The sequence below is a fragment of the Rhodanobacter terrae genome, from assembly GCF_042657005.1.
Taxonomy (GTDB): domain Bacteria; phylum Pseudomonadota; class Gammaproteobacteria; order Xanthomonadales; family Rhodanobacteraceae; genus Rhodanobacter; species Rhodanobacter terrae.
Genome location: NZ_JBHSNG010000027.1, coordinates 1 through 18,949, shown reverse-complemented (window position 1 = coordinate 18,949; position 18,949 = coordinate 1). Strand labels below are relative to the sequence as shown.

Below are 18,949 nucleotides of genomic sequence, written 5' to 3'. Positions count from 1 at the left end.
GCCGGCGCATCGCAGCCCCGGTTGCCCGTCATCGGGCAAAGTGCCACGTCACGAATGCCGCGAACACGCCGTACAACAGGCCGACCGGGAGCAGCCCGCGTGCATCCACCTTGCCGCGGCGGAACAACCACCAGAGATAGATGATGGCGAGAGCGGTCAGCACGCCGGCCACGATCAACGGCCTATCGAACAGCCACGGTGTGGCGAACAGGGCCAGCGAGCTCGGAATCGTGGCCTGTATCATCATCGAGCCGGAGATGTTGGCCAGCGCCAACCGCTCCTTGCCCTGACGCACCCAGATCAGCGCGTTGACGGTTTCCGGCAGTTCCGTCGCCACAGGGCTGAGCAGCAGGGCGACCAGGTGCGGGGGTAGCGAAAACGCTACGCCGATCGCTTCGAGCTGGCTGACGAACACTCGCGATGCCACCGCGATCACCAGCAGCGCCGCAACCGTCTGCGCGGCAACCCAGCGCAGGGCCGGCTCGGCATCGCCGGGACGAAACTTCAACCGCTCCAGCGTCTCGTCTTCCGGGGCGCTGTCGTCGCTGCGCATTTCACGCCAAACGTACATGCCGTAGGCAGCAAGAAACAGCACGCCGAGCAGTGGCTTGAACGCGAAGACGACCAGGCCCAGACCCACTTTGACCGCAAAGATCGCCAGAAACCACGATTGATCGCGCGCCAATCGCCGATGGTCGACCCGGACGATCCGGTCGGCCCGCAGCAGCCGGCTGCGATTGCACCACATCGCCACGCCGACGACGGCATAGGCGATCGTGGCCAGCACCAGCGGGCCGCCCATCGCCGCGCCCACGCCGATGTCGCGCGCTTCGGGGGTCTTGCCGAATATCACCGCGACGAAAGTCACCGCGCTTTCCGGCAGCGCCGTACCGAACGCGGCCAGCACCGTACCGATCGCCGTCGCACCCAGCTTGAGCTTCTGCCCGAACCATTCGACGCCGTTGACGAAGTATTCGCAGGCGAGATAGATCGCGCCGGCCGAACCGAGAAACAGACATAGGGTGAGCAACATGGGATTGCACTGGGCCGGGCGAGCGGATGACCGATGGCACAACGACACCGCTCGCCCGGCCGGGTGAGCATGTCGAAGGCCAAAGGTCTCGCCGGGCATGCTCATCACCTGGCGGCGACGGCAGCTGTTCGCACCATGGCGCCGGAAACAGCGACGACCAAGTGTGTTGATGCGAACGCCTCAGGGGACGAGGCTGGCTACTCCCCAATGACAACGTGCGGGAATGCTAACGGCATGGGCCACCGGGCACAAGCCAACGGCCGGCTCATCCACGCGCAACGCCGGAAAGCGCGATCTATCTGGCGGTGGCGATCGTGTCGTCGAGCTGCCAGAGCCCTGGGTCACGACCTGCCAGCCAATGCGCCGCCTGCAGGGCGCCGCGCGCAAAAATCGAGCGGTCGGTGGCGCGATGAACCAGCTCCAGCCGTTCGCCCTGCCCGATCAGCATGGCCGTGTGCTCGCCGACGATATCGCCGCCACGCACCACGGCAAAGCCGATGCAGCCCCCGGTGCGTTCGCCGGTCAGGCCTTCGCGGCTGTACACCGCCGAGGCTTCCAGCGTGGTGCGGCGCGCGGCTGCAGCGGCGTGACCCAGCGCCAGCGCAGTACCGGACGGTGCATCCTGTTTGCGGCCGTGATGCGCCTCGACGATTTCCAGATCCCAATCCGGCAAACCCGTGGAAGCCTCGCGCAACAGCCGCGTCAGCACCGCGACGCCCAGGCTGAAATTGGCAGCGCGCAGGATCGCGATGCTCTTGCCTGCCTCGGCAAGCCGCGCTTCCTGCGCGGCGTCGATGCCGGTGGTACCGCTCACCAGCGCCGTGCCATGCGCCAGGCAGTGGTCGAGCGCCATCGCCAAAGCAGCCGGGCCGCTGAAGTCGATGATGACATCGACTGCCGGCGCATGCGTCCAGTCGTGCGCGCAGCGCAACGAGCCCGCGTCACCGGCAAATACCGGTTGGCCGTCGTGGGCCGAGCCCGGCGCCACGACCGCATGCACCAGCTCGAAGCGCGAGTCCTCGCCGAGCAGGCTCAGCAACGCTCGGCCCATGCGGCCGGAGGCGCCGCTGATGGCGAGGCGGACAAGTCGGGTCATAGACACATCCCAGTCAAATCGTCGATCGGCACATGCTACCGCGTGTGCCGTCACATCATGCGGTGACTTTCGACCAGAATTGCTTCACGCCGTCGACCCAGCCTTTGGCGCGCGGCGTGTGCTTGCCGGCATCGTTGCTGTCGAACGTGGCTTCCAGTGATTCCAGCAATTCGCGCTGCTGTCTGGTCAGCCGCACCGGCGTTTCCACCACTACGCGGCAGATCAGGTCGCCGTGCCGACTGCTGCGCACCGACTTGACGCCACGGCCACGCAGGCGGAACTGGGTGCCGGTCTGTGTTTCCGGCGGAATGCTGATCGGCACCTCGCCTTCCAGCGTCGGCACCGGCAACTCGGCGCCCAGCGCGGCCTGCGAGAAACGGATCGGAATTTCGCAATAGAGATCGTTGCCTTCGCGCTGGAAGATCGCGTGCTCGCGTACGTGCACTTCCACGTACAGGTCGCCCGCCGGCGCACCGGACGGACCGGCCTCGCCCTGCCCGGTCAGGCGGATGCGATCGCCGTTGTCGACGCCTTCGGGTATCTGCACCGACAGCGTGCGGGTCTCCTCGATCCGGCCTTCGCCATGGCATTTCTTGCATGGCTTCTCGATCGCCTGGCCGGTACCGCCGCAATGCGGGCAGGCCTGCTGGATCGAGAAGATGCCGTTCTGCATGCGTACCTGGCCGTGGCCGTGGCAGGTCTTGCACTTGCTGACCTTGCCGTCTTCCGAGCCACTGCCGTTGCAATGGTGGCAGTTGACCTGGGTCGGCACCTCGATCTGCCGGCTGACGCCGAACACGGCTTCTTCCATATCCAGCTCCATGATGTAGCGCAGATCGGAGCCGCGCCGTGCGCGCCCGCGACCGCCACCACTGCGACCGAAAATGTCGCCAAAAATATCGCCAAAAATATCGCCGACATCGCCGAAACCGGCGCCGCCGCGGCCACCCATGCCATGCTCGAACGCAGCATGACCGTGCTGGTCGTACATCGCGCGTTTCTGCGCGTCGGCCAGCACTTCGTAGGCCTCTTTGGCTTCCTTGAACTTGTCCTGCGCAGCCGGATCGTCCGGGCAGCGGTCCGGGTGGTATTTCATCGCCAGTCGTCGGAACGACTTTTTCAGCTCGATGTCGCTGACGCTGCGTTCGACACCCAGCACTTCGTAGTAATCACGCTTGCTCATTCATGCATCCACACTGCTCGTCGCGCCCCTGTCCTGCCTTCAGCAAACAGCCCACGCCGGGAGGATTCCTGGCGCGGGCTGGTCGATCGGCCGTGCCGATAACGATGCCTATTATTGCTTGCCGTCTTTCACTTCGGTGAACTCGGCGTCGACCACGTCATCCGGCTGGGCCGAACCGCCGCCCGGCGCGGACTGCGCATGCGCACCGGCGTCGGCCGGGCCGCCCTGTGCCGCGGCATACAGCGCCTGCGCCACTTGCTCGAGCTTCTCGACCTTGGACTCGATCGCGGCCTTGTCCTCGCCGTCCTTGACCTTTTCCAGATCGGACAACGCGCCTTCGATCGTCGAGAGCTGATCGGCCGGCACCTTGCCGCCGTGCTCCTTCAGTGCGCTGCGGGTGGCATGCACCAGCTGGTCGGCCTTGTTGCGGGTGGCGACCAGCTCGTGGAACTTCTTGTCGTCTTCCTTGTTCGCCTCGGCGTCGGCCACCATCCGTGCGATCTCGTCCTCGGACAGGCCCGAACCGGCCTTGATCTCGATCTTCTGTTCCTTGCCGGTCTTCTTGTCCTTGGCCGACACGTGCAGGATGCCGTTGGCGTCGATGTCGAACGTCACCTCGATCTGCGGCTGACCCCGCGGCGCGGCGTCGATACCGGACAGGTCGAACTTGCCCAGCGACTTGTTCGCGCTGGCGCGCTCGCGCTCGCCCTGCAGCACGTGCACGGTCACCGCGGTCTGATTGTCGTCAGCGGTGGAGAACGTCTGCGCCGCCTTGGTCGGCACCGTGGTGTTCTTCTCGATCAGCTTGGTCATCACGCCGCCCATCGTCTCGATGCCCAGCGACAGCGGGGTGACGTCGAGCAGCAGCACGTCCTTGACCGAACCGCCCAGCACGCCACCCTGGATCGCCGCGCCCACGGCGACGGCTTCGTCCGGGTTGACGTCCTTGCGCGGATCCTTGCCGAAGAAGTCCTTCACCGACTCCTGTACCTTCGGCATGCGGGTTTGCCCACCGACGAGGATCACGTCATTGATGTCCGACACGCGCAGGCCGGCGTCATTCAGCGCCGTGCGGCACGGATCGATGGTGCGCTTGATCAGGTCTTCCACCAGCGCCTCGAGCTTGGCGCGGGTCAGCTTGATATTGAGATGCTTCGGGCCGGATGCATCAGCCGTAACGTACGGCAGGTTCACGTCGGTCTGGTGATTCGAGGACAGCTCGATCTTGGCGCGCTCGGCCGCATCCTTCAGACGCTGCAAGGCAAGCGGATCCTTGCGCAGGTCGATGCCCTGCTCCTTGTTGAATTCGTCGACGAGGTAGTCGATCACGCGCATGTCGAAGTCTTCACCGCCAAGGAACGTGTCGCCATTGGTGGCCAGCACTTCGAACTGCTTCTCGCCATCGACTTCGGCGATCTCGATGATGGACACGTCGAAAGTGCCGCCGCCAAGGTCGTACACCGCGATCTTGCGGTCCCCGCCCTTCTTGTCCATGCCGTACGCCAGCGCGGCCGCGGTCGGCTCGTTGATGATGCGCTTGACGTCGAGGCCGGCGATCTTGCCCGCGTCCTTGGTGGCCTGGCGCTGACTGTCGTTGAAGTAGGCCGGCACGGTGATCACCGCCTCGGTGATCGTCTCGCCCAGATAATCCTCGGCGGTCTTCTTCATCTTCATCAGCACCTTCGCGGCGATCTCCTGCGGCGCCATCTTCCGGCCGTCGGAGGTCTGCACCCAGGCGTCGCCGTTGTCGTGGGCAATGATGCTGTAGGGCACGATGTGCAGATCTTTCTGCACTTCCGCGTCGGTGAACTTGCGGCCGATCAGGCGCTTCACCGCGTAGAAGGTGTTCTTCGGGTTGGTCACGCTCTGGCGCTTGGCCGAGGCGCCCACGAGTACCTCGCCGTCCTTGTTGAAGGCGACGATGGACGGCGTGGTGCGGTCACCTTCCGAGTTTTCGATGACCTTGGTCGTGCTGCCGTCCATGATGGACACGCAGGAGTTCGTCGTGCCCAGGTCGATACCGATGATCTTGCCCATGTGTATGCTCCAAATTTTCTTGCGGCCCCCGCGGCCGCGATGGTTTCCAGATGGGGGCCTGCTCTGGCGATTCAATGCCGGCAAGGCCCCGGATGCTATTTCGCTGCTTTCGCCGGCGCGCCGTTCAGGCGGGCGCCAGCCGGTGGATCGCTCAATCCTTCGCCACCGCGACCAGTGCAGGCCGAAGCAGACGATCGTTCAACACATAGCCTTTCTGCAGCACGCTGACCACGGTTCCCGGTGTCTGGCCCGGCGCCTCGACCATGCTCACCGCATGATGGCGCTCCGGATCGAGCGGCTGGCCCAGCGGATCGACCTGCGCCATGCCGTGGTTCTCGGCCACCTTGAGCAGTGCCTTCAGGGTCAGACTGATACCCTCGCGCATCGTGGCGATATCGCCACCCTCGACCGCCAGACCGCTTTCCAGACCGTCGTAGACCGGCAGCAGCTCGTTCAGCAGTTTTTCGTTGGCGAAGCGGCGGGCCTGTTCCAGGTCACGGTGCAGGCGGCGACGCTGATTCTCCAGCTCGGCCTTTTCGCGCAGCACGGTTTCCAGCAACTCGGCATTGCTCGCTTCCAGCTCGGCCACCCGCGCCTGCAAGCTGTCCAGCTCAGGGGTCGACGACTCACCTGGCTGGCCCCGTGGCGGCGCGTCGCCCGTCGACTGCGGATCGTTGTTCTGCATGCATCACTCCAAACGAAAGTTCGTGGCCGGCGCGGATGCCGACCGTCCAGATTTTGCGAGAAGCCCCGCCTCCCGCAGCGGTTATAAGGTCGTGGCGGCGCGATTCAAGGCGTCGCTGAGCAATCCGGCAGTGGCCTGCACCACCGGAATCACCCGCTCGTACGCCATCCGGGTCGGCCCGATCACCCCGACCGCGCCCAGCACGCGCCCCTGCGCACCGTAACTGGCGGTGACCACGCTGCAGCCGTCCAGCGCCGTGAAGCCGGATTCCTCGCCGATGAACAGACGCACACCCGGTGCCTTGGCGCAGACCTCCATCAGCTGCAGCAATTCATTCTTCTGCTGGAACGCCTCGAACAATTCGCGCAGGCGCTGCAGGTCGGACAGCTCCGAATACGCCATCAGGTTGGTCTGGCCGCTGACCAACACGTCGCTGCCGCCAGCCTGCGGCGCGAAGGACGCGGTCGCCAACGCGACGGTACTGGCCAGCAGCCGGTTGAGTTCGCTGCCGGTTTCGCGCAATTCGGCCAGCAGATGCGTGCGGATCTCATCCACGCGCAAACCGGCAAACTGGCTGTTGAGGTAATTCGCGGCCTGCTCCAGCTCGCCGCTGTGCAGCGGCCTCACCAACTGCACGATACGGTTCTGCACCTGGTTGTCGGTGAACACCAGGATCACGAGCACCCGGGCATCCGGCAGCGGCACGAAATCGATATGCCGCAGCGGGAAGTCGACCTGACGCGGTACCGTGACCACGCCGGCAAAGTGGGTCATCGCCGAGAGCAAGGTAGAGACGTTGCCGAGCAGGTCCCGCGTGGTGGTCGGTCCCGGCGGCAGCTCCCTCTGCAGGCGGGCCATCTCCGCGTGCGGCAGAGGCTGCAGTTCGATCAGGCTGTCGACGAACAGGCGCAACCCGCGCGGTGTCGGCACGCGTCCCGCCGAAGTGTGCGGCGAGGCGACCAGTCCGGCGTCTTCCAGGTCAGCCATGATGTTGCGGATCGTCGCCGGACTCACGTCCAGCCCGGACGAGCGCGACAGCGTACGTGAACCGACCGGCTCCCCGTCGATCAGGTACTGGGCGATCAACGTCCGCAACAGCCGTCGCGCGCGGGCATCGAGATCGTGGCCATGCGGGTTGATCATGCGCTGATGTGATCCATGGTGTAGCAATCTTTGAGACATGAGTGAAATAAGGTCTGCGCGCGAAGCTTACAAGCGGAGGCGGTGTTTTGCGCCGCCAGGCTGCCGCTACAATCCATCCATTCCATCATCTGCCTGCCCATGCTCACTTCGCTCTATGTCCGTCATTTTGCCGTCGTCGAGGCTGCCGAGATCGCGTTCGGCCCCGGCCTGACCGTGGTCAGCGGTGAAACCGGTGCCGGCAAATCGCTGCTGGTCGACGCGCTGATGCTGCTCGCCGGCGCCCGCGCCGACAGCGGCATGGTACGCGCCGGCAGCGATCGCGCCGAACTGGCCGCGGAATTCGACGTGGCCGAACTGCCGGAAGCCCGCGACTGGCTGCAGCGCGAGGAGCTGGACGAGGACGGTGGCTGCCAGTTGCGACGGGTGATCCGTACCGAGGGCAGCTCCAAGGCATGGATCAACGGTCGTCCCGCCAATGCGCGCCAGCTCGGCGAGCTCGCTTCGCTGTTGGTCGAGATCCATGGCCAGCACGAGCATCAGGCGCTGCTCTCGCGCTCGCACCAGTTGGCCTTGCTGGATGCCTACGCCGGCCACGATGCCCTGCTCGCGCAGGTACGCGACGGGGCGCTGCAATGGCGCGAGCTGGGCGCGCGCATGCGCAAGCTCAGCGGTGGCGAGGATCGCGACCAGCGCATCGACCTGCTGCGCCACGAACTGGGCGAACTGGAAAAATGGGCGTTGCCGGCAGCCGAACTGGACGAACTTGAGGCAAGCCACCGCCGCCTCGCCAACGCCGGCCGGCTGGCCGAGGGCAGTGCCGGCGTGGTCGAACTGCTCGATGGCGACAGCGAATTCGCGTTGCGCCGCGCGCTCGGCCGTGCCCATGCCGAACTCGGCAAACTCGCTGCACTCGACGACAGATTGGCACCGCTGCTGGAACTGCTCGACAACGCCAGCATCGAACTCGGCGAAGCCGCCGATGGCCTGGGCCGCTACGCGCAGGACGTCGACCTCGACCCGGAGCGTTTCGCCGAGGTCGACAGCCATCTGGCCCATCTGCACGAGCTGTCGCGTCGACACCGCTTGCCGGTGGCCGAGCTGCACGACAAGCTCGCCACCTTGCGCATCGAACTTGGCGATCTCGAAGGTGCAGGCGATGCGCTGGAACAACTGGCTGCGCAACGCCAGCGGCTGCAACACGATTACACGCTTGCGGCCGCTCAGCTGAGCCAGGCGCGCGCGATGGCGGCAACCCGGCTCAGTGAGGAAGTCAGCGTGCTGATGGCCGAGCTGGGTATGGCCGGTGGTCTGCTGCGCATCGAACTGGAAGCCGCGGTCGGCGAAGAGCCGGACCCCCAAGGCCAGGAGCGCTGCGAGCTGCTGGTCAGCGCCAACCCAGGCCAGCCGCCACGACCGTTGCGCAAGGTGGCCTCCGGCGGCGAACTGGCGCGCATCAGCCTGGCGATCGAGGTCGCCACCTTGGGCAACGACACGGTCGGCAGCATGATTTTCGACGAGGTCGACAGCGGCATCGGCGGTGCCGTGGCCGAAGTGGTCGGGCAGAAACTGCGCGCGCTCGGCGCCCAGCGCCAGGTGCTCTGCGTGACCCATCTGCCGCAGGTAGCCGCCCAGGGCCACGCGCACCTGCGGGTCAGCAAGCACAGCGACGGGGATTCCACCCGCACGCAAATCGAGAAGCTCGATGCCGGAGGGCGCAGGGATGAACTGGCACGCATGCTCGGCGGCGTCGAGATCACCCGCGAGACGCGGGCGCATGCCAAACAGATGCTGGAACGGGCGCAGACGGCCTGAACAAGGCCCAGGCGGGATCAGCCGTTCGGCGGCAACAACCCCCGTTCTGTCGCCATTCGATACAGGTCCAGTTCGGAACCCGCGCCCAGTTTGCCCATCAGGCTGGCGCGGTGGATGTAGACCGTTTTCTGACCGATCCCCAGTTCGCCCGCCACCTGTTTGGGTGCGCGGCCACCTGCCAGCAACAGGAATACCTCGCGTTCGCGTACTGTGAGCCGGTTGATCGGATCAATCGCCGCATCGGGTCTGTCGGCCCGGCGCTGGCGCAGATCCGAACTCAGGAAACACTCGCCGAGCATCACCGCGCGCAGGCCTGCAACGAGTTCCTCCGGCGCCACTCCCTTGGTGACATAGCCGCTGGCGCCGCGACGCAGGGCCTCGGACACGTACGGTTCGCCGTCATGCATGCTCAGCACCACGATACGTGTCTGGGGGGCGACGCTGAGCAGATGCTCGATCAACGGCAGGCCGCTGCCGTCAGGCAAGGACAGATCCAGCGCCACCAGATCCGGATGCCAGTGGCCGACCGCCTCCACCGCGTCGTCGGCGCTGCGGCATTCGGCCACGACGTCAAGATCCGGCTCCATCTCGATCAGCCGCTTGAAGCCCTCACGAACGATGGCGTGGTCATCGACCAAAACAATGCTGTACATCCCGTTACTTTACACATTGAACCGGGCCATATGCGCGCCTGCCGCCAACAATCGCTCCCGCGCTTCGATGCGGATCGCACATGTAACATCCGTCCATGCGCCTGAAATCATTCCGTCTGCCCAACTCCGGCCCCCTGCTGGGCGCCGGTTATCTCTTGCTATGGCTGCTGTTGTGGCCGACCGTGCAACCGTTCTGGATGTTGCCGTATGGCTTGCGCTTCGGTGCCTTGCTGCTCACGCCGATGCGCCACTGGGGCTGGCTGCTGGGCGCGGAGCTGGCCGCGACCGCCAGCATAAGCCTGGTCCAGGGCATGCCACAGGGCTGGGCCGGCTTCGCCATCGATGAGCTGCCCGAGCTGCTGGTGATGGCGGGCAGCCTGTGGCTGCTGCGGCAGTTCAACTTGCATGTCAGCCTGCACAGTCCGCAGGAGGTGACCCGACTGCTGCTTTCCGTGGTACTGGTGGTGACGGCCACTACGGCAGTGGACGCTGCCCTGCTGGCCATTGTCCACCCCGATTCACCGGAGCTGATGCTGCGGGTACTCGGTGAGGAACTGCTCAGCCATTACCTGGGCATCCTGCTGATCGTGCCATTGATGATCATGATGCTGCGCACCCGGCTCGACCAGCGCGCGTTGACCGGTCTGGTCATGGACGGCCTGCTGGTGATGCTGCCCTCGATGACGATACTGCTGGTGCTGTCCGAACAGGCCGCGCCGCAACCGCAATTTGCCCGCGTGCTGTCACTGGCGCCCGTGCTGTTCTTTGCGTTCCGCCACGGCTGGCGTGGCGCCAGCCTGGCGATGCTCATCACCAGTCTCGGCATGACCCTGGTGGACCGGCATCTTGGCCACACCCCATCGACTGCCGCGGCCTATCTGTTCCTGGCTGTCGCCGGCACCGGCGCGTTGATGCTCGGCTCGGCTACCGATGCGTTGCGCCGGAGCAGCGAACGAGTCGCCGAGCAGAACGTCTATCTGGGCGCGGTCAATCGTCGACTGGACCAGCTCGCTCACCAATTACGCGCCGCCGCCCGCGGCAATCTGCAGGCGGACGAGAACCAGCGCCGGCACCTGGCGGCCGAACTGCACGACGAACTGGGCCAGAACATCACGGCGATCCAGACCCACGTGAAGCTGGCGCAGGCGCGCCTGCGTCAGGCCGGCATGGAGGACATCAGTACTTCGATCAATACCATCCTCGCGCACATGCGGCGCGCCCTGCACCGTCTGCTGGACGATCTGCGTCCGGCCGTGCTGGACGAATTCGGTCTTCTGCGCGCCCTGGACGAAGGCCCGATCCGCGATCTGCTCAATACCGCTGGGATGACTTACCACACCGAACTGCATGGCGATCCGCGGCTGCTGGACGACGACATCCGCACCGCGATTTACCGACTGGCGCAGGAGAGCGCGACCAACGCCGTCAAGCACGCACAAGCCAGTGAGTTCAGACTGCGATTGCGTATAGGCGAACGTCAAGGCATCGCTCTTGCCCTGCTCGATCTGCGCGACAACGGGATCGGTTTGCCCAGCCGGCTGCCCCGTGGCGGCCGCGGCCTGCAAGGCATGCGCGACCGGGTGACCTCGCTGGGCGGCCAGTTCCGCCTGCGTCCTGAGGATGCAGGCGTGCATCTGCGAATTTTGCTGCGCGGCAACAACGGCTTGGCGGAAAGTCGCCGACAAAACTAGGAATTTTTCCGATACCGGAAAAGTGAAAGGCTCGTTACGATCGATCCATCGATGTGGGGGAGCCGCCATCGAAAGATGGCGGATCAGAGTCTCCGTGGGGACGGGGATTCTGAAACAACGGCAGGATGCCGTTTCGCCACTACCTGGCGACCAGCGCTGGCCCGCGAGTGAATCGCGTACGCCGACTGAGACAGGTAGGGGAGCAGCCGCGGGCGGACAGGAGTCCTCCTCGCGGCTTTTTTATGCGCGTCATTCAGCGCAACACACGTCATTGGCAACGGATCGAGGTCGAGATTCCCTGCAGCCTCCGACGGAAGCTGCATGTCGGATTTCCCTGCCCATTCCTCAGCTTTTGCGCGAATGGTGCTTCGGCCGCACGTACAGCACCAGGCTGTGATCCTCGATCACATAGCCGTGCCGTGTCGCGATCTCGTGCTGCAGGCGCTCGATCTCCTCGCTGACGAACTCAATCACTTTCCCGCTGTCCACATCAATCATGTGGTCGTGATGTTTGCCACGATCGAGTTCGTAGACAGCCTGGCCGCCTTCGAAATTGTGCTTGACGATGATGCCTGCCGCCTCGAACTGCGTCAGTACGCGATAGACCGTCGCCAGGCCGATGTCTTCCTGGTGGGCAAGCAGTTTCTTGTAGACGTCTTCGGCGGTGAGATGCTGCACCCCCTCCTCGTCGAAGATTTGCAGGATGCGCATGCGCGGATGGGTCACCTTGAGGCCAACCCTGCGCAGCTCTTTGGTTTCCTGTTCCATAACCCACTCTCCGCACGCGGCGTTTTCAAGCCGGTAGTGTATCATCCGACACCTTTACGATCCGGACGCAACACGCATGCAAAAGCTGATCACCCTGCTGGTTTTCGCCATGCTGGCGCTCTCCCTGGCTGGCTGCCACATCGTCTACACGCCCGACGTGCAGCAAGGCAATCTGCTCGACAAAAAAGTGGTGTCTCAGCTCAAGCCCGGGATGACCAAGCACCAGGTCCTGGTGCTGATGGGCACGCCTTCGGTCAGCACGCCCTTCGACCAGAGCCGCTGGGATTACGTGTCCACCTTCTCGCATCGCGGTGGCCCGATCAAGGTACGTACATTCACGCTGACCTTCAACAATGACACGCTGGTCCGTACCGAAGGCGATTTCTTCGCGCAGGACGCCCAGCAACTGGTCAACGAAAGCAAGAAGTACAACACCGGCTACCCCGTCAACGAGACCGAGGGTGACAAGAGCAAGTCTCCGAAGGACAGCAAGGACGACGGCGGCTTCGGCCAGGGCCAGGGCAACGACAGCGGCCATTGACCACGAGTGCAGGTTGGCCGTCTCCTGGCCATTCCGATCCTCGCTCAACGGGCACGGCGGCGGCGCGCTTCCATCGGATCCAGCATGAGCGGCCGGTAGATCTCGATTCGGTCGCCGTCCCGCACGATTTGGTCGGGCGTCACCCTGCGTGCGAATACGCCGAGGTGGCGCGCGTCGATCGCGGCCTCCGGGAGCATCCCGGCGATTCCCGAGGCATCGATGGCCTGCTTTACCGTACTGCCATCGGCCAATTCGACCCGACGAAGGATTTGCTCTCCGGCAGCCGCATAAACCACCTCGGCCGTGATCGTTCGCTCAGCCATAGACCCGCTCGGCCTCCCGACAGAAATCGTCGACCATGCGCCCTGCCAGTCCCTGGAAGCCAAGCTTCAGCGCACTCCCGCCCAGCCGCCCCGCGTAGTCGAAATCCAGCGCGAACGCGACCTTGCAGCCGGCGTCGCCCAGAGCGATGAAATCCCACACGCCCTCGAGGCTGCGGAATGGACCATCGACCAGACTCATCTGCAAACGCCTGGGCGGGTCGACCGAATTGCGCGTGGTGAAACTCTGGTGGAATCCCGCAAACTTGAGATCCAGCCGCGCCACCAGCACGTCACCCTGGCGTTCAAGTACCTCGGCGCCGGCACACCAGGAGAAACGCTTTGGGTATGCTTCAACTTCATTGACCAGGTCGAACATCTGCATCGGCGAAAACTTCACCAGCGCACTGCGACGGATTTCGATCACGGCAACCTCTTCACATCACGCTTGGTTTGGCCCGGTATGCGGCGGAATCGGCATCAGGGCAACAAGGCCCGAGTTTAACGGACATGGCCAAGGCGAAGGACAAAGACAACAAGGGCGGCGGCACCATCGCGCTCAACAAGCGCTCCCGCTTCGAGTACCACATCGACCAGCGTTTCGAGGCCGGCGTTGCCCTGCAAGGCTGGGAGCTGAAGGCACTGCGTGCCGGACGGATCAACTTCGGCGACAGCTACGCGGTCGTCCTGAAGAACGAGATCTTCCTGATCGGCACCTCGATCCCGCCGTTGATCAGTGCCTCCACCCACGTCATCGCCGAAGATCGACGCACCCGCAAACTGCTGCTGCATCGCAAGGAAATCGATCAGCTGGTCGGTGCCGTCGAGCGCAAGGGCTACACACTGGTGCCCACGGCGATGTACTGGAAGGGCAACAAGGTCAAGGTCGAGATCGGCCTCGCCCGCGGCAAGCAGGAACACGACAAGCGCGACACTGAAAAACAGCGCGACTGGCAGATCGAAAAACAGCGCACCATGCGCTCACACAACCGCAGCGCCTGACCCGGCACAGAGCAGCCCGCAACAAAAAAGCCCTTGAAGTCATCAAGGGCTTTTTTGTTTGTGGGTGGCGTCTATTGAATTGATCGCCGCAAGCCTTGCGGTGCAAAGGCTTCACAAAAACACATGTACCCGTTACCCCCAAAGTTACCCCCGCAAGGTGCTGGATGCCATGCGTCATTCCAACGGTTCAACCATGCGCACGCGGCTTGCGTACACGCTTTTGCGCCGGCAGTTTTTCCGTTTGACCAGCCAGCTTGCGAGCGAGAATGAACACCTGATCCAGTGATACCGACAACTCGGCGGCAAGGTGCTGCATCGACTTGAGCGACGGATTCCTGCGGCCACACTCTATGCCACTCACGTACGTACGATCTAACCCTGCGCGGAAGGCCAAATCTTCTTGGCTGACCTCCGTCCGCTCCCGTAGGAGTCGAAACGCAGTGCCGACGTAAGGGGTGATGTCCACCCCCATACAGTCATTTCTTGTGGACTATTGAACCACGGACTATCGTTACTATGAATCAAGGGCGACCGCCCAAGAAAGGGCTTCCCATGGTTACGCTAAAACGAATCCTTACAAGTGCCTTCATGCTTGCCGCGCTCTCGTTCATGGGCGGTTTTGCGCATGCAGACCAAACCCAGAGAGATGGGAATTGGTGGAACCAACAAAGTGAGTCTTTCAAAATTGCTTACGTGGTCGGTTTTCTTGACGGCATGTCCTATGAGGACGATTTATGGAAGGGCTCACTTATGCTTGCTTATCCGAAATTTGATCCTGACGGGCCCGCAATAAAGCTCACCAAGTTCATGGATGACCACGAAAGCAGGGAGTTTGGAAATGTAACGTCTGGCCAGATCGTAGATGGGCTCAACAAGATCTACGCGGACTACAGAAATCGTCGAATAGATGTAGTGAACGCAATGACGCTCGTCGTCAGGAGCATGGATGGCACGCCTGACGCCGAGCTCAGAGGTTATTTTGAGGTACAACGTAAAAAAGCAGCCGGGTCTTAGGCGCCGTATCGCGCGGTAAGATGAATTGGAAACAGGGGAAAATCATGTGGCAACGTCTCGCCCTTTCAGTCGTGTTTGGCCTTGCTCTTACCGCGTGTGCCAGCGTCCCGGATTTAAGTGACAAGGATGGGCCGTGCGTACGAGAGTGCAGCGCCAACTATTCGCAATGTCTTTCCAAATTCTCGCTGTTCCCTATCGAACGCCAGAACGAGTGCACGTCAGCGCTCAAGGTCTGCGGATACTCTTGCCCAGCCAAGAAACCGCAGACGGCTCCATAGCACTCACCCAAGAGGGCGCGCAACGCTTTGACCTGCAAAGGGGTTTTCGAGCTAACTACCCCCGTTGCTTTTCGCCTGCATTTGCAATTCGCCCGGTATTTCCCGTTTGTTTATCAGGCCGACGAAGTAGCAGTGGTCTTCGTCTAGCCCTGCCTGCGTTTTGCAGATTGCTCTACTTTATTCCGGAAACTCCCCGGCACCGGCCAGCAAGAGCGCATCAATTACGCTGGAATAGTCACCGCCGACAAAGCACCCGGCGCGTGCTTCTATCAGGGCCTGCGCGGCCTTACTCGGGTAGTAGTCGATGCGAGGATGCAGGCGACGGCGTTCGCGCTGACTTTCCAGCTTGCGGGCCTTACTCCACTCCTGCCACTCGGTGCGGTCGCTGGCGGTCATTACCCGCAGACCGGGTTTCCACGTCATACGGTCGCCCTCGCTGGCGGACTCGGAATGTAGCCGCCTGCCTTGCGCACGAAACACCACGGGCAGCCCAGCGCACGGGGCCAGCCGGACACCACAGGCAGACACGCGGCAATGGCCGGATGAACGTAGACCGGGCCGCAGTGCTGGCATAGGATCGCCGCCGAATCGCTCGATGGAACTTTGCCGGCCTGCCGGGTCGCGATGTCATCCAACATCAGCAGGTAAGCGCGCAAGGCATCGGCAGGGATGCCCGTGCAGTCGACCAGGTCTGCCGTGGTGAGTCGGTGGACGATGGCGCGATCCAGCCCCAAGCCGCTCGCCAGCGCCAGCAGGGCGTCACGCATCCGGCCACGGTCGCCGCGCGATACCGGGGCCGATTTCAGCGGTTGCGCTCTAGGCTTGTGTTTTTCGGTGGGGACAATGGGGACAGTGGGGACATGGCTTGCCACAAGGGTTTGCAGCGTCCCCACTCTTGGGGACGTGGTGGGGACAGTGGGGACAATGCCGCACTCGCGCAGAATGTCGGCGACGCTCATGCTTCACCCCACAGGGCCGGCGTGATGACGTAGACGCGTGTGTTGCGGTCATCCGGCAATCGGGTCTTGCAGGTCATCCGACCGTCGCCGCCCACTTCCAGCGCACCAGCTCCCGCCAGCACCTTTGCCACCGCGCCCGCGTCGAAGCCCGCGCACAGCTCACGCTTGAATACCTCGCTCTCCACGTAGTAAGTGGGGCCGTCGGGGCCATCCTTGCGAAAGCCCGCGCGATTGATCGTCACCCGGTCGCCGGGTTCGCCGTGCCATGCGGTAAACCGTGATTCCCCATGCGCCGACAGGAACGCGCGCACTTGATCCAGCATCGCCGCCGGCTCGCTTGCGCCCGCCGTACCGCGCCCGTCCATCCATGCGCGAAAGCACGCCGCCGCTGCGCGCTGCGCCTCGCCCGTGGCCCAGCCGGTCAGCTTGTACGCGGTCGCCAACTCGCCCGCCGCTGCCACCAGCGCGAACCGCTGCGCCACCCGCCGTACCTGTCCGTCCGCATGATCGCCGGTGAGTTCGGCCGCGATGGTGTCGCGCAGCTTCGCCAGTGCATCGCGGGCCTTCGCGGGGTCGGCAACCAAAGCATTCAGGAACGCCGGCAGCGCGTGGCCGTGATGCTTGGCGCTGGCCGCTGCCAGCGAGTCGGCGAACGCGCCAGCCGCCATGTCATCGGGCAACATGTCGAACAGGCCATGCCCCGCGCCGGCATCGGCCGGCAGGTCGATAACGCGCACTTCCTGCCCCGCACGAACCTTGCCGCCCGCTTGCGTCACCAGATCGGACAGCGCCACCTCGCCGGATGACAGGAACAGCAGGCGCCATGTGGTCAGCGCACGCGGGGAGCCGTCCCGCGCCGCGCGTCCCTTGCCTTGCCCGTTCGCCAGCATGTAGGCGGTTTGCCCCGCAATCTTCGGGGCCAGCTCGCCGATTTCGTCCAGCACCAGCAGCAAGCCCGAGTGCATGCCCGCCACGCCTTCCAGTCCGTTGTCGGTGTGCCGCCACGTCCGCACGTAATCCGGCGCGCCGAACAGAGACGCGGCCACCCGTAGCGCCGTGGTCTTGCCGGTGGAACTACCGCCGCGCAGGTGGAAGCCACCGCCGTCCATGCGCAGCAAGTCCAGGCACGGGCCAGCGAAGCCCAGCGATACGGACAGCACCAGCCGCGCATTACCGGCGCACCGCGCGGATACCTCGCCGATCCATCCGGCCAGTGTGCCACCCTTCCCCAGCGTCACGCCGTCCAGCGTCGCCGCCTGATAGTGGACGGGTTCGGCGTCAGTGTCGCCGAAGGTTTCGCGCGGCAACACGAACACGTCTCCATGCCAGCCGGTACGCGTTACGCATCGCGCCGTGACGTCGGGGCGAGCCTGCCCGATGTAGTCCACCAGCCGCGCGCGGTCGCGCCCGGATGACGTGATCGTCAACCCTTCGGCCAACAACTCGCCGCGCAGCTCTTCGCCATTGCCTGCCAGCATGCGCATGGGCATTGTCCAGCGATGCAGCATGCCGTCGCGGTCGGCGAACACCAGCATGCGACCCCACGCACTGCCTTGCGCGTCGCGCGTCATGGCGGCCACGCACAGCGGGGAGCATATCCACGCTGGCGCGGCCTGCCCGGTCACTTCGCCGGCCCTGTCGCGCGCCACGTCCAGCCAGTAGACGCCCGCTTGCCGGCCATCGGCTGGCGCTTCCAACAACTCAAAGTGCGGACGGGGCGCGGGCTTGTCCCCATTGTCCCCAGTCCCCGGCTCAAGGTGGGGACGGCTCAAGCCATTGTGTGGTGCGGTGCCCCCATTGTCCCCGGCGTCCCCAGCCGAATGCACAGGGATAGCAGCGCGCGTCGTCTGCCGGATCGCCGCCGCCAGTGGCCGGCGTGGCATCCGCTCCAACAGCGCCAGCTCTCGGGCTTCCTTCGCTTCCAAGTCGCGGATGTAGGTTTCGGCTGTCATGCCAACGCCTCCCGCGCCTGCTCGATACGATCCACCGCCGCCGCGAGTCGATCCACGTCCGCCGCTGGCAGAGCCTTGCCGGCCAGCACGTCACGCGCCGCCAGCAGCACCACGAATGCCTCTCGCGCCAGCACGGGCAATGCCGCCGCCCAACTCGTACGCTTGAACGCTTCCCGCACCCCGCGCCGGCCTTCGGGACTGGTGTCCTTGATCCGTTCGGGGAACAGGTCGGCGAGTTCAAGGCCCAGCGTGCCGAGAATGGCCGGGGTGTCGTGGCAGGCGAAGCACGCCAGCAGGATGCGCCCATCGTGCGCCTCCATAATCGACAGCGAACCGCGCGCCTTCGCGTGCCCGTTCGGGCAGTTCGCGCGCCAGCCGTCGCCACTACGGCGCACACCGTCCAGCCGGGACAGCAGCAGGGATGCGTTCATCGGCACACCCCCAGCACGATCATCATGCACAAGGCCACAAAGAACACGATAGCCGCGCATTCGGCGCAGGCGTCCAGGCGCTCGCTCAAGCGATACAATCGACGCCAGACAGTGCGCAAGACCTTGCCGCCTCGACGTTCGCGCGTCGGGGCGGTGCTGCGTTTGGGGCGGGTCATGCTGCGTCCCCGGCCAGTGACTCGGCGAAGGCCGTCACGTCGGAATATCGTAAGCGTCCGCCCACCACACCTTCCCCAAGCAGTTCGTAACCGCTGCACTACGCATCCGGACAATCTGGAGCGTAAGCATGGGCAGGAAGGCGATGGATTTGGGAGTCGGCACGAGTCTGCAGGC

Annotated in this window: 21 protein-coding genes and 1 riboswitch; of the genes, 5 read left to right on the top strand and 16 right to left on the bottom strand. The window is 64.3% G+C overall.

Translation table 11 applies throughout. The annotated features are described in order from the left end of the window. Positions 1-28 precede the first annotated feature (28 nt). The 6 genes from ACFPPB_RS17490 to hrcA all read right to left on the bottom strand — a co-directional run bounded on the left by ACFPPB_RS17490 (position 29) and on the right by hrcA (position 7,177). The gene (locus tag ACFPPB_RS17490) at positions 29-1,033 is read right to left on the bottom strand and encodes a sodium:calcium antiporter (RefSeq protein ID WP_377329449.1); all 1,005 of its coding nucleotides are present in this window, start codon (positions 1,031-1,033) and stop codon (positions 29-31) included. A gap of 57 nt (positions 1,034-1,090) precedes the next feature. Further along, positions 1,091-1,251: riboswitch (yybP-ykoY riboswitch) on the bottom strand. Positions 1,252-1,328: 77 nt separating this feature from the next. Continuing rightward, positions 1,329-2,129 carry a 4-hydroxy-tetrahydrodipicolinate reductase gene (gene dapB, locus ACFPPB_RS17485; RefSeq protein WP_377329447.1) on the bottom strand — a complete coding sequence of 267 codons (801 nt, stop codon included), beginning with the start codon at positions 2,127-2,129 and terminating at the stop codon, positions 1,329-1,331. 55 nt (positions 2,130-2,184) lie between these two features. After that, a complete protein-coding gene (dnaJ, locus tag ACFPPB_RS17480; protein WP_377329445.1) occupies positions 2,185-3,312 on the bottom strand; it encodes a molecular chaperone DnaJ in 1,128 nt (375 codons plus the stop codon). 111 nt (positions 3,313-3,423) lie between these two features. Beyond that, positions 3,424-5,349, bottom strand: a complete 1,926-nt coding sequence (gene dnaK, locus ACFPPB_RS17475; RefSeq protein ID WP_377329443.1) for a molecular chaperone DnaK — start codon at positions 5,347-5,349, stop codon at positions 3,424-3,426. Between the two features lie 151 nt (positions 5,350-5,500). After that, positions 5,501-6,034: a nucleotide exchange factor GrpE gene (gene grpE / locus ACFPPB_RS17470; RefSeq protein ID WP_377329441.1), complete on the bottom strand. Its 534-nt coding sequence runs from the start codon at positions 6,032-6,034 to the stop codon at positions 5,501-5,503. Positions 6,035-6,115: 81 nt separating this feature from the next. Continuing rightward, entirely contained in the window at positions 6,116-7,177 is a 1,062-nt protein-coding gene (gene hrcA / locus ACFPPB_RS17465) for a heat-inducible transcriptional repressor HrcA (RefSeq protein WP_377329439.1), read from the bottom strand. 138 nt (positions 7,178-7,315) lie between these two features. On the opposite strand from hrcA, the gene recN reads away from it, so the two are divergent. Next, positions 7,316-8,989 carry a DNA repair protein RecN gene (gene recN, locus ACFPPB_RS17460; RefSeq protein WP_377329437.1) on the top strand — a complete coding sequence of 558 codons (1,674 nt, stop codon included), beginning with the start codon at positions 7,316-7,318 and terminating at the stop codon, positions 8,987-8,989. Between the two features lie 17 nt (positions 8,990-9,006). On the opposite strand, the gene ACFPPB_RS17455 is transcribed toward recN, so the two are convergent. Further along, positions 9,007-9,642 (bottom strand): response regulator, encoded by a 636-nt coding sequence (locus ACFPPB_RS17455; protein ID WP_377329435.1) that lies wholly within the window; start codon positions 9,640-9,642, stop codon positions 9,007-9,009. Positions 9,643-9,737: 95 nt separating this feature from the next. Here ACFPPB_RS17455 and ACFPPB_RS17450 point away from each other — a divergent pair, with 95 nt between their 5' ends. Further along, a complete protein-coding gene (locus tag ACFPPB_RS17450) occupies positions 9,738-11,333 on the top strand; it encodes an MASE1 domain-containing sensor histidine kinase (protein ID WP_377329433.1) in 1,596 nt (531 codons plus the stop codon). A gap of 345 nt (positions 11,334-11,678) precedes the next feature. Here the strand turns inward: ACFPPB_RS17450 and fur are convergent, their stop codons facing one another. Next, a complete protein-coding gene (gene fur, locus ACFPPB_RS17445; protein WP_377329431.1) occupies positions 11,679-12,101 on the bottom strand; it encodes a ferric iron uptake transcriptional regulator in 423 nt (140 codons plus the stop codon). A gap of 76 nt (positions 12,102-12,177) precedes the next feature. On the opposite strand from fur, the gene ACFPPB_RS17440 reads away from it, so the two are divergent. Further along, positions 12,178-12,642 carry an outer membrane protein assembly factor BamE gene (locus tag ACFPPB_RS17440; RefSeq protein WP_377329429.1) on the top strand — a complete coding sequence of 155 codons (465 nt, stop codon included), beginning with the start codon at positions 12,178-12,180 and terminating at the stop codon, positions 12,640-12,642. Between the two features lie 44 nt (positions 12,643-12,686). Here the strand turns inward: ACFPPB_RS17440 and ACFPPB_RS17435 are convergent, their stop codons facing one another. Both ACFPPB_RS17435 and ACFPPB_RS17430 read right to left on the bottom strand, forming a co-directional pair. After that, on the bottom strand, positions 12,687-12,965 hold the full coding sequence (locus ACFPPB_RS17435) for an RnfH family protein (RefSeq protein WP_377329427.1): 279 nt from the start codon (positions 12,963-12,965) through the stop codon (positions 12,687-12,689). After that, positions 12,958-13,389 carry a type II toxin-antitoxin system RatA family toxin gene (locus ACFPPB_RS17430; protein WP_377329425.1) on the bottom strand — a complete coding sequence of 144 codons (432 nt, stop codon included), beginning with the start codon at positions 13,387-13,389 and terminating at the stop codon, positions 12,958-12,960. Before ACFPPB_RS17430 ends, ACFPPB_RS17435 begins: the two co-directional genes overlap by 8 nt. A gap of 83 nt (positions 13,390-13,472) precedes the next feature. On the opposite strand from ACFPPB_RS17430, the gene smpB reads away from it, so the two are divergent. Continuing rightward, on the top strand, positions 13,473-13,964 hold the full coding sequence (gene smpB / locus ACFPPB_RS17425) for an SsrA-binding protein SmpB (RefSeq protein WP_077517912.1): 492 nt from the start codon (positions 13,473-13,475) through the stop codon (positions 13,962-13,964). Between the two features lie 187 nt (positions 13,965-14,151). On the opposite strand, the gene ACFPPB_RS17420 is transcribed toward smpB, so the two are convergent. Continuing rightward, positions 14,152-14,436, bottom strand: a complete 285-nt coding sequence (locus ACFPPB_RS17420) for a helix-turn-helix domain-containing protein (RefSeq protein WP_377329423.1) — start codon at positions 14,434-14,436, stop codon at positions 14,152-14,154. Between the two features lie 80 nt (positions 14,437-14,516). Here ACFPPB_RS17420 and ACFPPB_RS17415 point away from each other — a divergent pair, with 80 nt between their 5' ends. Beyond that, entirely contained in the window at positions 14,517-14,978 is a 462-nt protein-coding gene (locus tag ACFPPB_RS17415; protein ID WP_377329421.1) for a hypothetical protein, read from the top strand. A gap of 455 nt (positions 14,979-15,433) precedes the next feature. Here ACFPPB_RS17415 and ACFPPB_RS17410 read toward each other — a convergent pair whose 3' ends face one another. From ACFPPB_RS17410 to ACFPPB_RS17390, 5 genes are all read right to left on the bottom strand, one after another. Continuing rightward, positions 15,434-15,679 (bottom strand): hypothetical protein, encoded by a 246-nt coding sequence (locus ACFPPB_RS17410; protein WP_377329419.1) that lies wholly within the window; start codon positions 15,677-15,679, stop codon positions 15,434-15,436. Further along, positions 15,676-16,215 (bottom strand): hypothetical protein, encoded by a 540-nt coding sequence (locus ACFPPB_RS17405; protein ID WP_377329417.1) that lies wholly within the window; start codon positions 16,213-16,215, stop codon positions 15,676-15,678. The genes ACFPPB_RS17410 and ACFPPB_RS17405 overlap by 4 nt, the downstream gene beginning before the upstream one ends. Continuing rightward, positions 16,212-17,915: a DUF927 domain-containing protein gene (locus tag ACFPPB_RS17400; RefSeq protein WP_377329415.1), complete on the bottom strand. Its 1,704-nt coding sequence runs from the start codon at positions 17,913-17,915 to the stop codon at positions 16,212-16,214. The genes ACFPPB_RS17405 and ACFPPB_RS17400 overlap by 4 nt, the downstream gene beginning before the upstream one ends. A gap of 248 nt (positions 17,916-18,163) precedes the next feature. Then, positions 18,164-18,598, bottom strand: coding sequence for a hypothetical protein (locus tag ACFPPB_RS17395; RefSeq protein ID WP_377329413.1), 435 nt, complete (start codon positions 18,596-18,598; stop codon positions 18,164-18,166). Next, positions 18,595-18,774 (bottom strand): hypothetical protein, encoded by a 180-nt coding sequence (locus ACFPPB_RS17390; protein ID WP_377329411.1) that lies wholly within the window; start codon positions 18,772-18,774, stop codon positions 18,595-18,597. Before ACFPPB_RS17390 ends, ACFPPB_RS17395 begins: the two co-directional genes overlap by 4 nt. Between the last annotated feature and the right edge of the window lie 175 nt (positions 18,775-18,949).

What these genes read in the sequence shown, in the direction of transcription:
- ACFPPB_RS17490 (WP_377329449.1), bottom strand. Translation starts at nt 1,033, where the DNA reads ATGTTGCTCACCCTATGTCTGTTTCTCGGTTCGGCCGGCGCGATCTAT.
- dapB (WP_377329447.1), bottom strand. Translation starts at nt 2,129, where the DNA reads ATGACCCGACTTGTCCGCCTCGCCATCAGCGGCGCCTCCGGCCGCATG.
- dnaJ (WP_377329445.1), bottom strand. Translation starts at nt 3,312, where the DNA reads ATGAGCAAGCGTGATTACTACGAAGTGCTGGGTGTCGAACGCAGCGTC.
- dnaK (WP_377329443.1), bottom strand. Translation starts at nt 5,349, where the DNA reads ATGGGCAAGATCATCGGTATCGACCTGGGCACGACGAACTCCTGCGTG.
- grpE (WP_377329441.1), bottom strand. Translation starts at nt 6,034, where the DNA reads ATGCAGAACAACGATCCGCAGTCGACGGGCGACGCGCCGCCACGGGGC.
- hrcA (WP_377329439.1), bottom strand. Translation starts at nt 7,177, where the DNA reads ATGATCAACCCGCATGGCCACGATCTCGATGCCCGCGCGCGACGGCTG.
- recN (WP_377329437.1), top strand. Translation starts at nt 7,316, where the DNA reads ATGCTCACTTCGCTCTATGTCCGTCATTTTGCCGTCGTCGAGGCTGCC.
- ACFPPB_RS17455 (WP_377329435.1), bottom strand. Translation starts at nt 9,642, where the DNA reads ATGTACAGCATTGTTTTGGTCGATGACCACGCCATCGTTCGTGAGGGC.
- ACFPPB_RS17450 (WP_377329433.1), top strand. Translation starts at nt 9,738, where the DNA reads ATGCGCCTGAAATCATTCCGTCTGCCCAACTCCGGCCCCCTGCTGGGC.
- fur (WP_377329431.1), bottom strand. Translation starts at nt 12,101, where the DNA reads ATGGAACAGGAAACCAAAGAGCTGCGCAGGGTTGGCCTCAAGGTGACC.
- ACFPPB_RS17440 (WP_377329429.1), top strand. Translation starts at nt 12,178, where the DNA reads ATGCAAAAGCTGATCACCCTGCTGGTTTTCGCCATGCTGGCGCTCTCC.
- ACFPPB_RS17435 (WP_377329427.1), bottom strand. Translation starts at nt 12,965, where the DNA reads ATGGCTGAGCGAACGATCACGGCCGAGGTGGTTTATGCGGCTGCCGGA.
- smpB (WP_077517912.1), top strand. Translation starts at nt 13,473, where the DNA reads ATGGCCAAGGCGAAGGACAAAGACAACAAGGGCGGCGGCACCATCGCG.
- ACFPPB_RS17420 (WP_377329423.1), bottom strand. Translation starts at nt 14,436, where the DNA reads ATGGGGGTGGACATCACCCCTTACGTCGGCACTGCGTTTCGACTCCTA.
- ACFPPB_RS17415 (WP_377329421.1), top strand. Translation starts at nt 14,517, where the DNA reads ATGGTTACGCTAAAACGAATCCTTACAAGTGCCTTCATGCTTGCCGCG.
- ACFPPB_RS17410 (WP_377329419.1), bottom strand. Translation starts at nt 15,679, where the DNA reads ATGACGTGGAAACCCGGTCTGCGGGTAATGACCGCCAGCGACCGCACC.
- ACFPPB_RS17405 (WP_377329417.1), bottom strand. Translation starts at nt 16,215, where the DNA reads ATGAGCGTCGCCGACATTCTGCGCGAGTGCGGCATTGTCCCCACTGTC.
- ACFPPB_RS17395 (WP_377329413.1), bottom strand. Translation starts at nt 18,598, where the DNA reads ATGAACGCATCCCTGCTGCTGTCCCGGCTGGACGGTGTGCGCCGTAGT.
- ACFPPB_RS17390 (WP_377329411.1), bottom strand. Translation starts at nt 18,774, where the DNA reads ATGACCCGCCCCAAACGCAGCACCGCCCCGACGCGCGAACGTCGAGGC.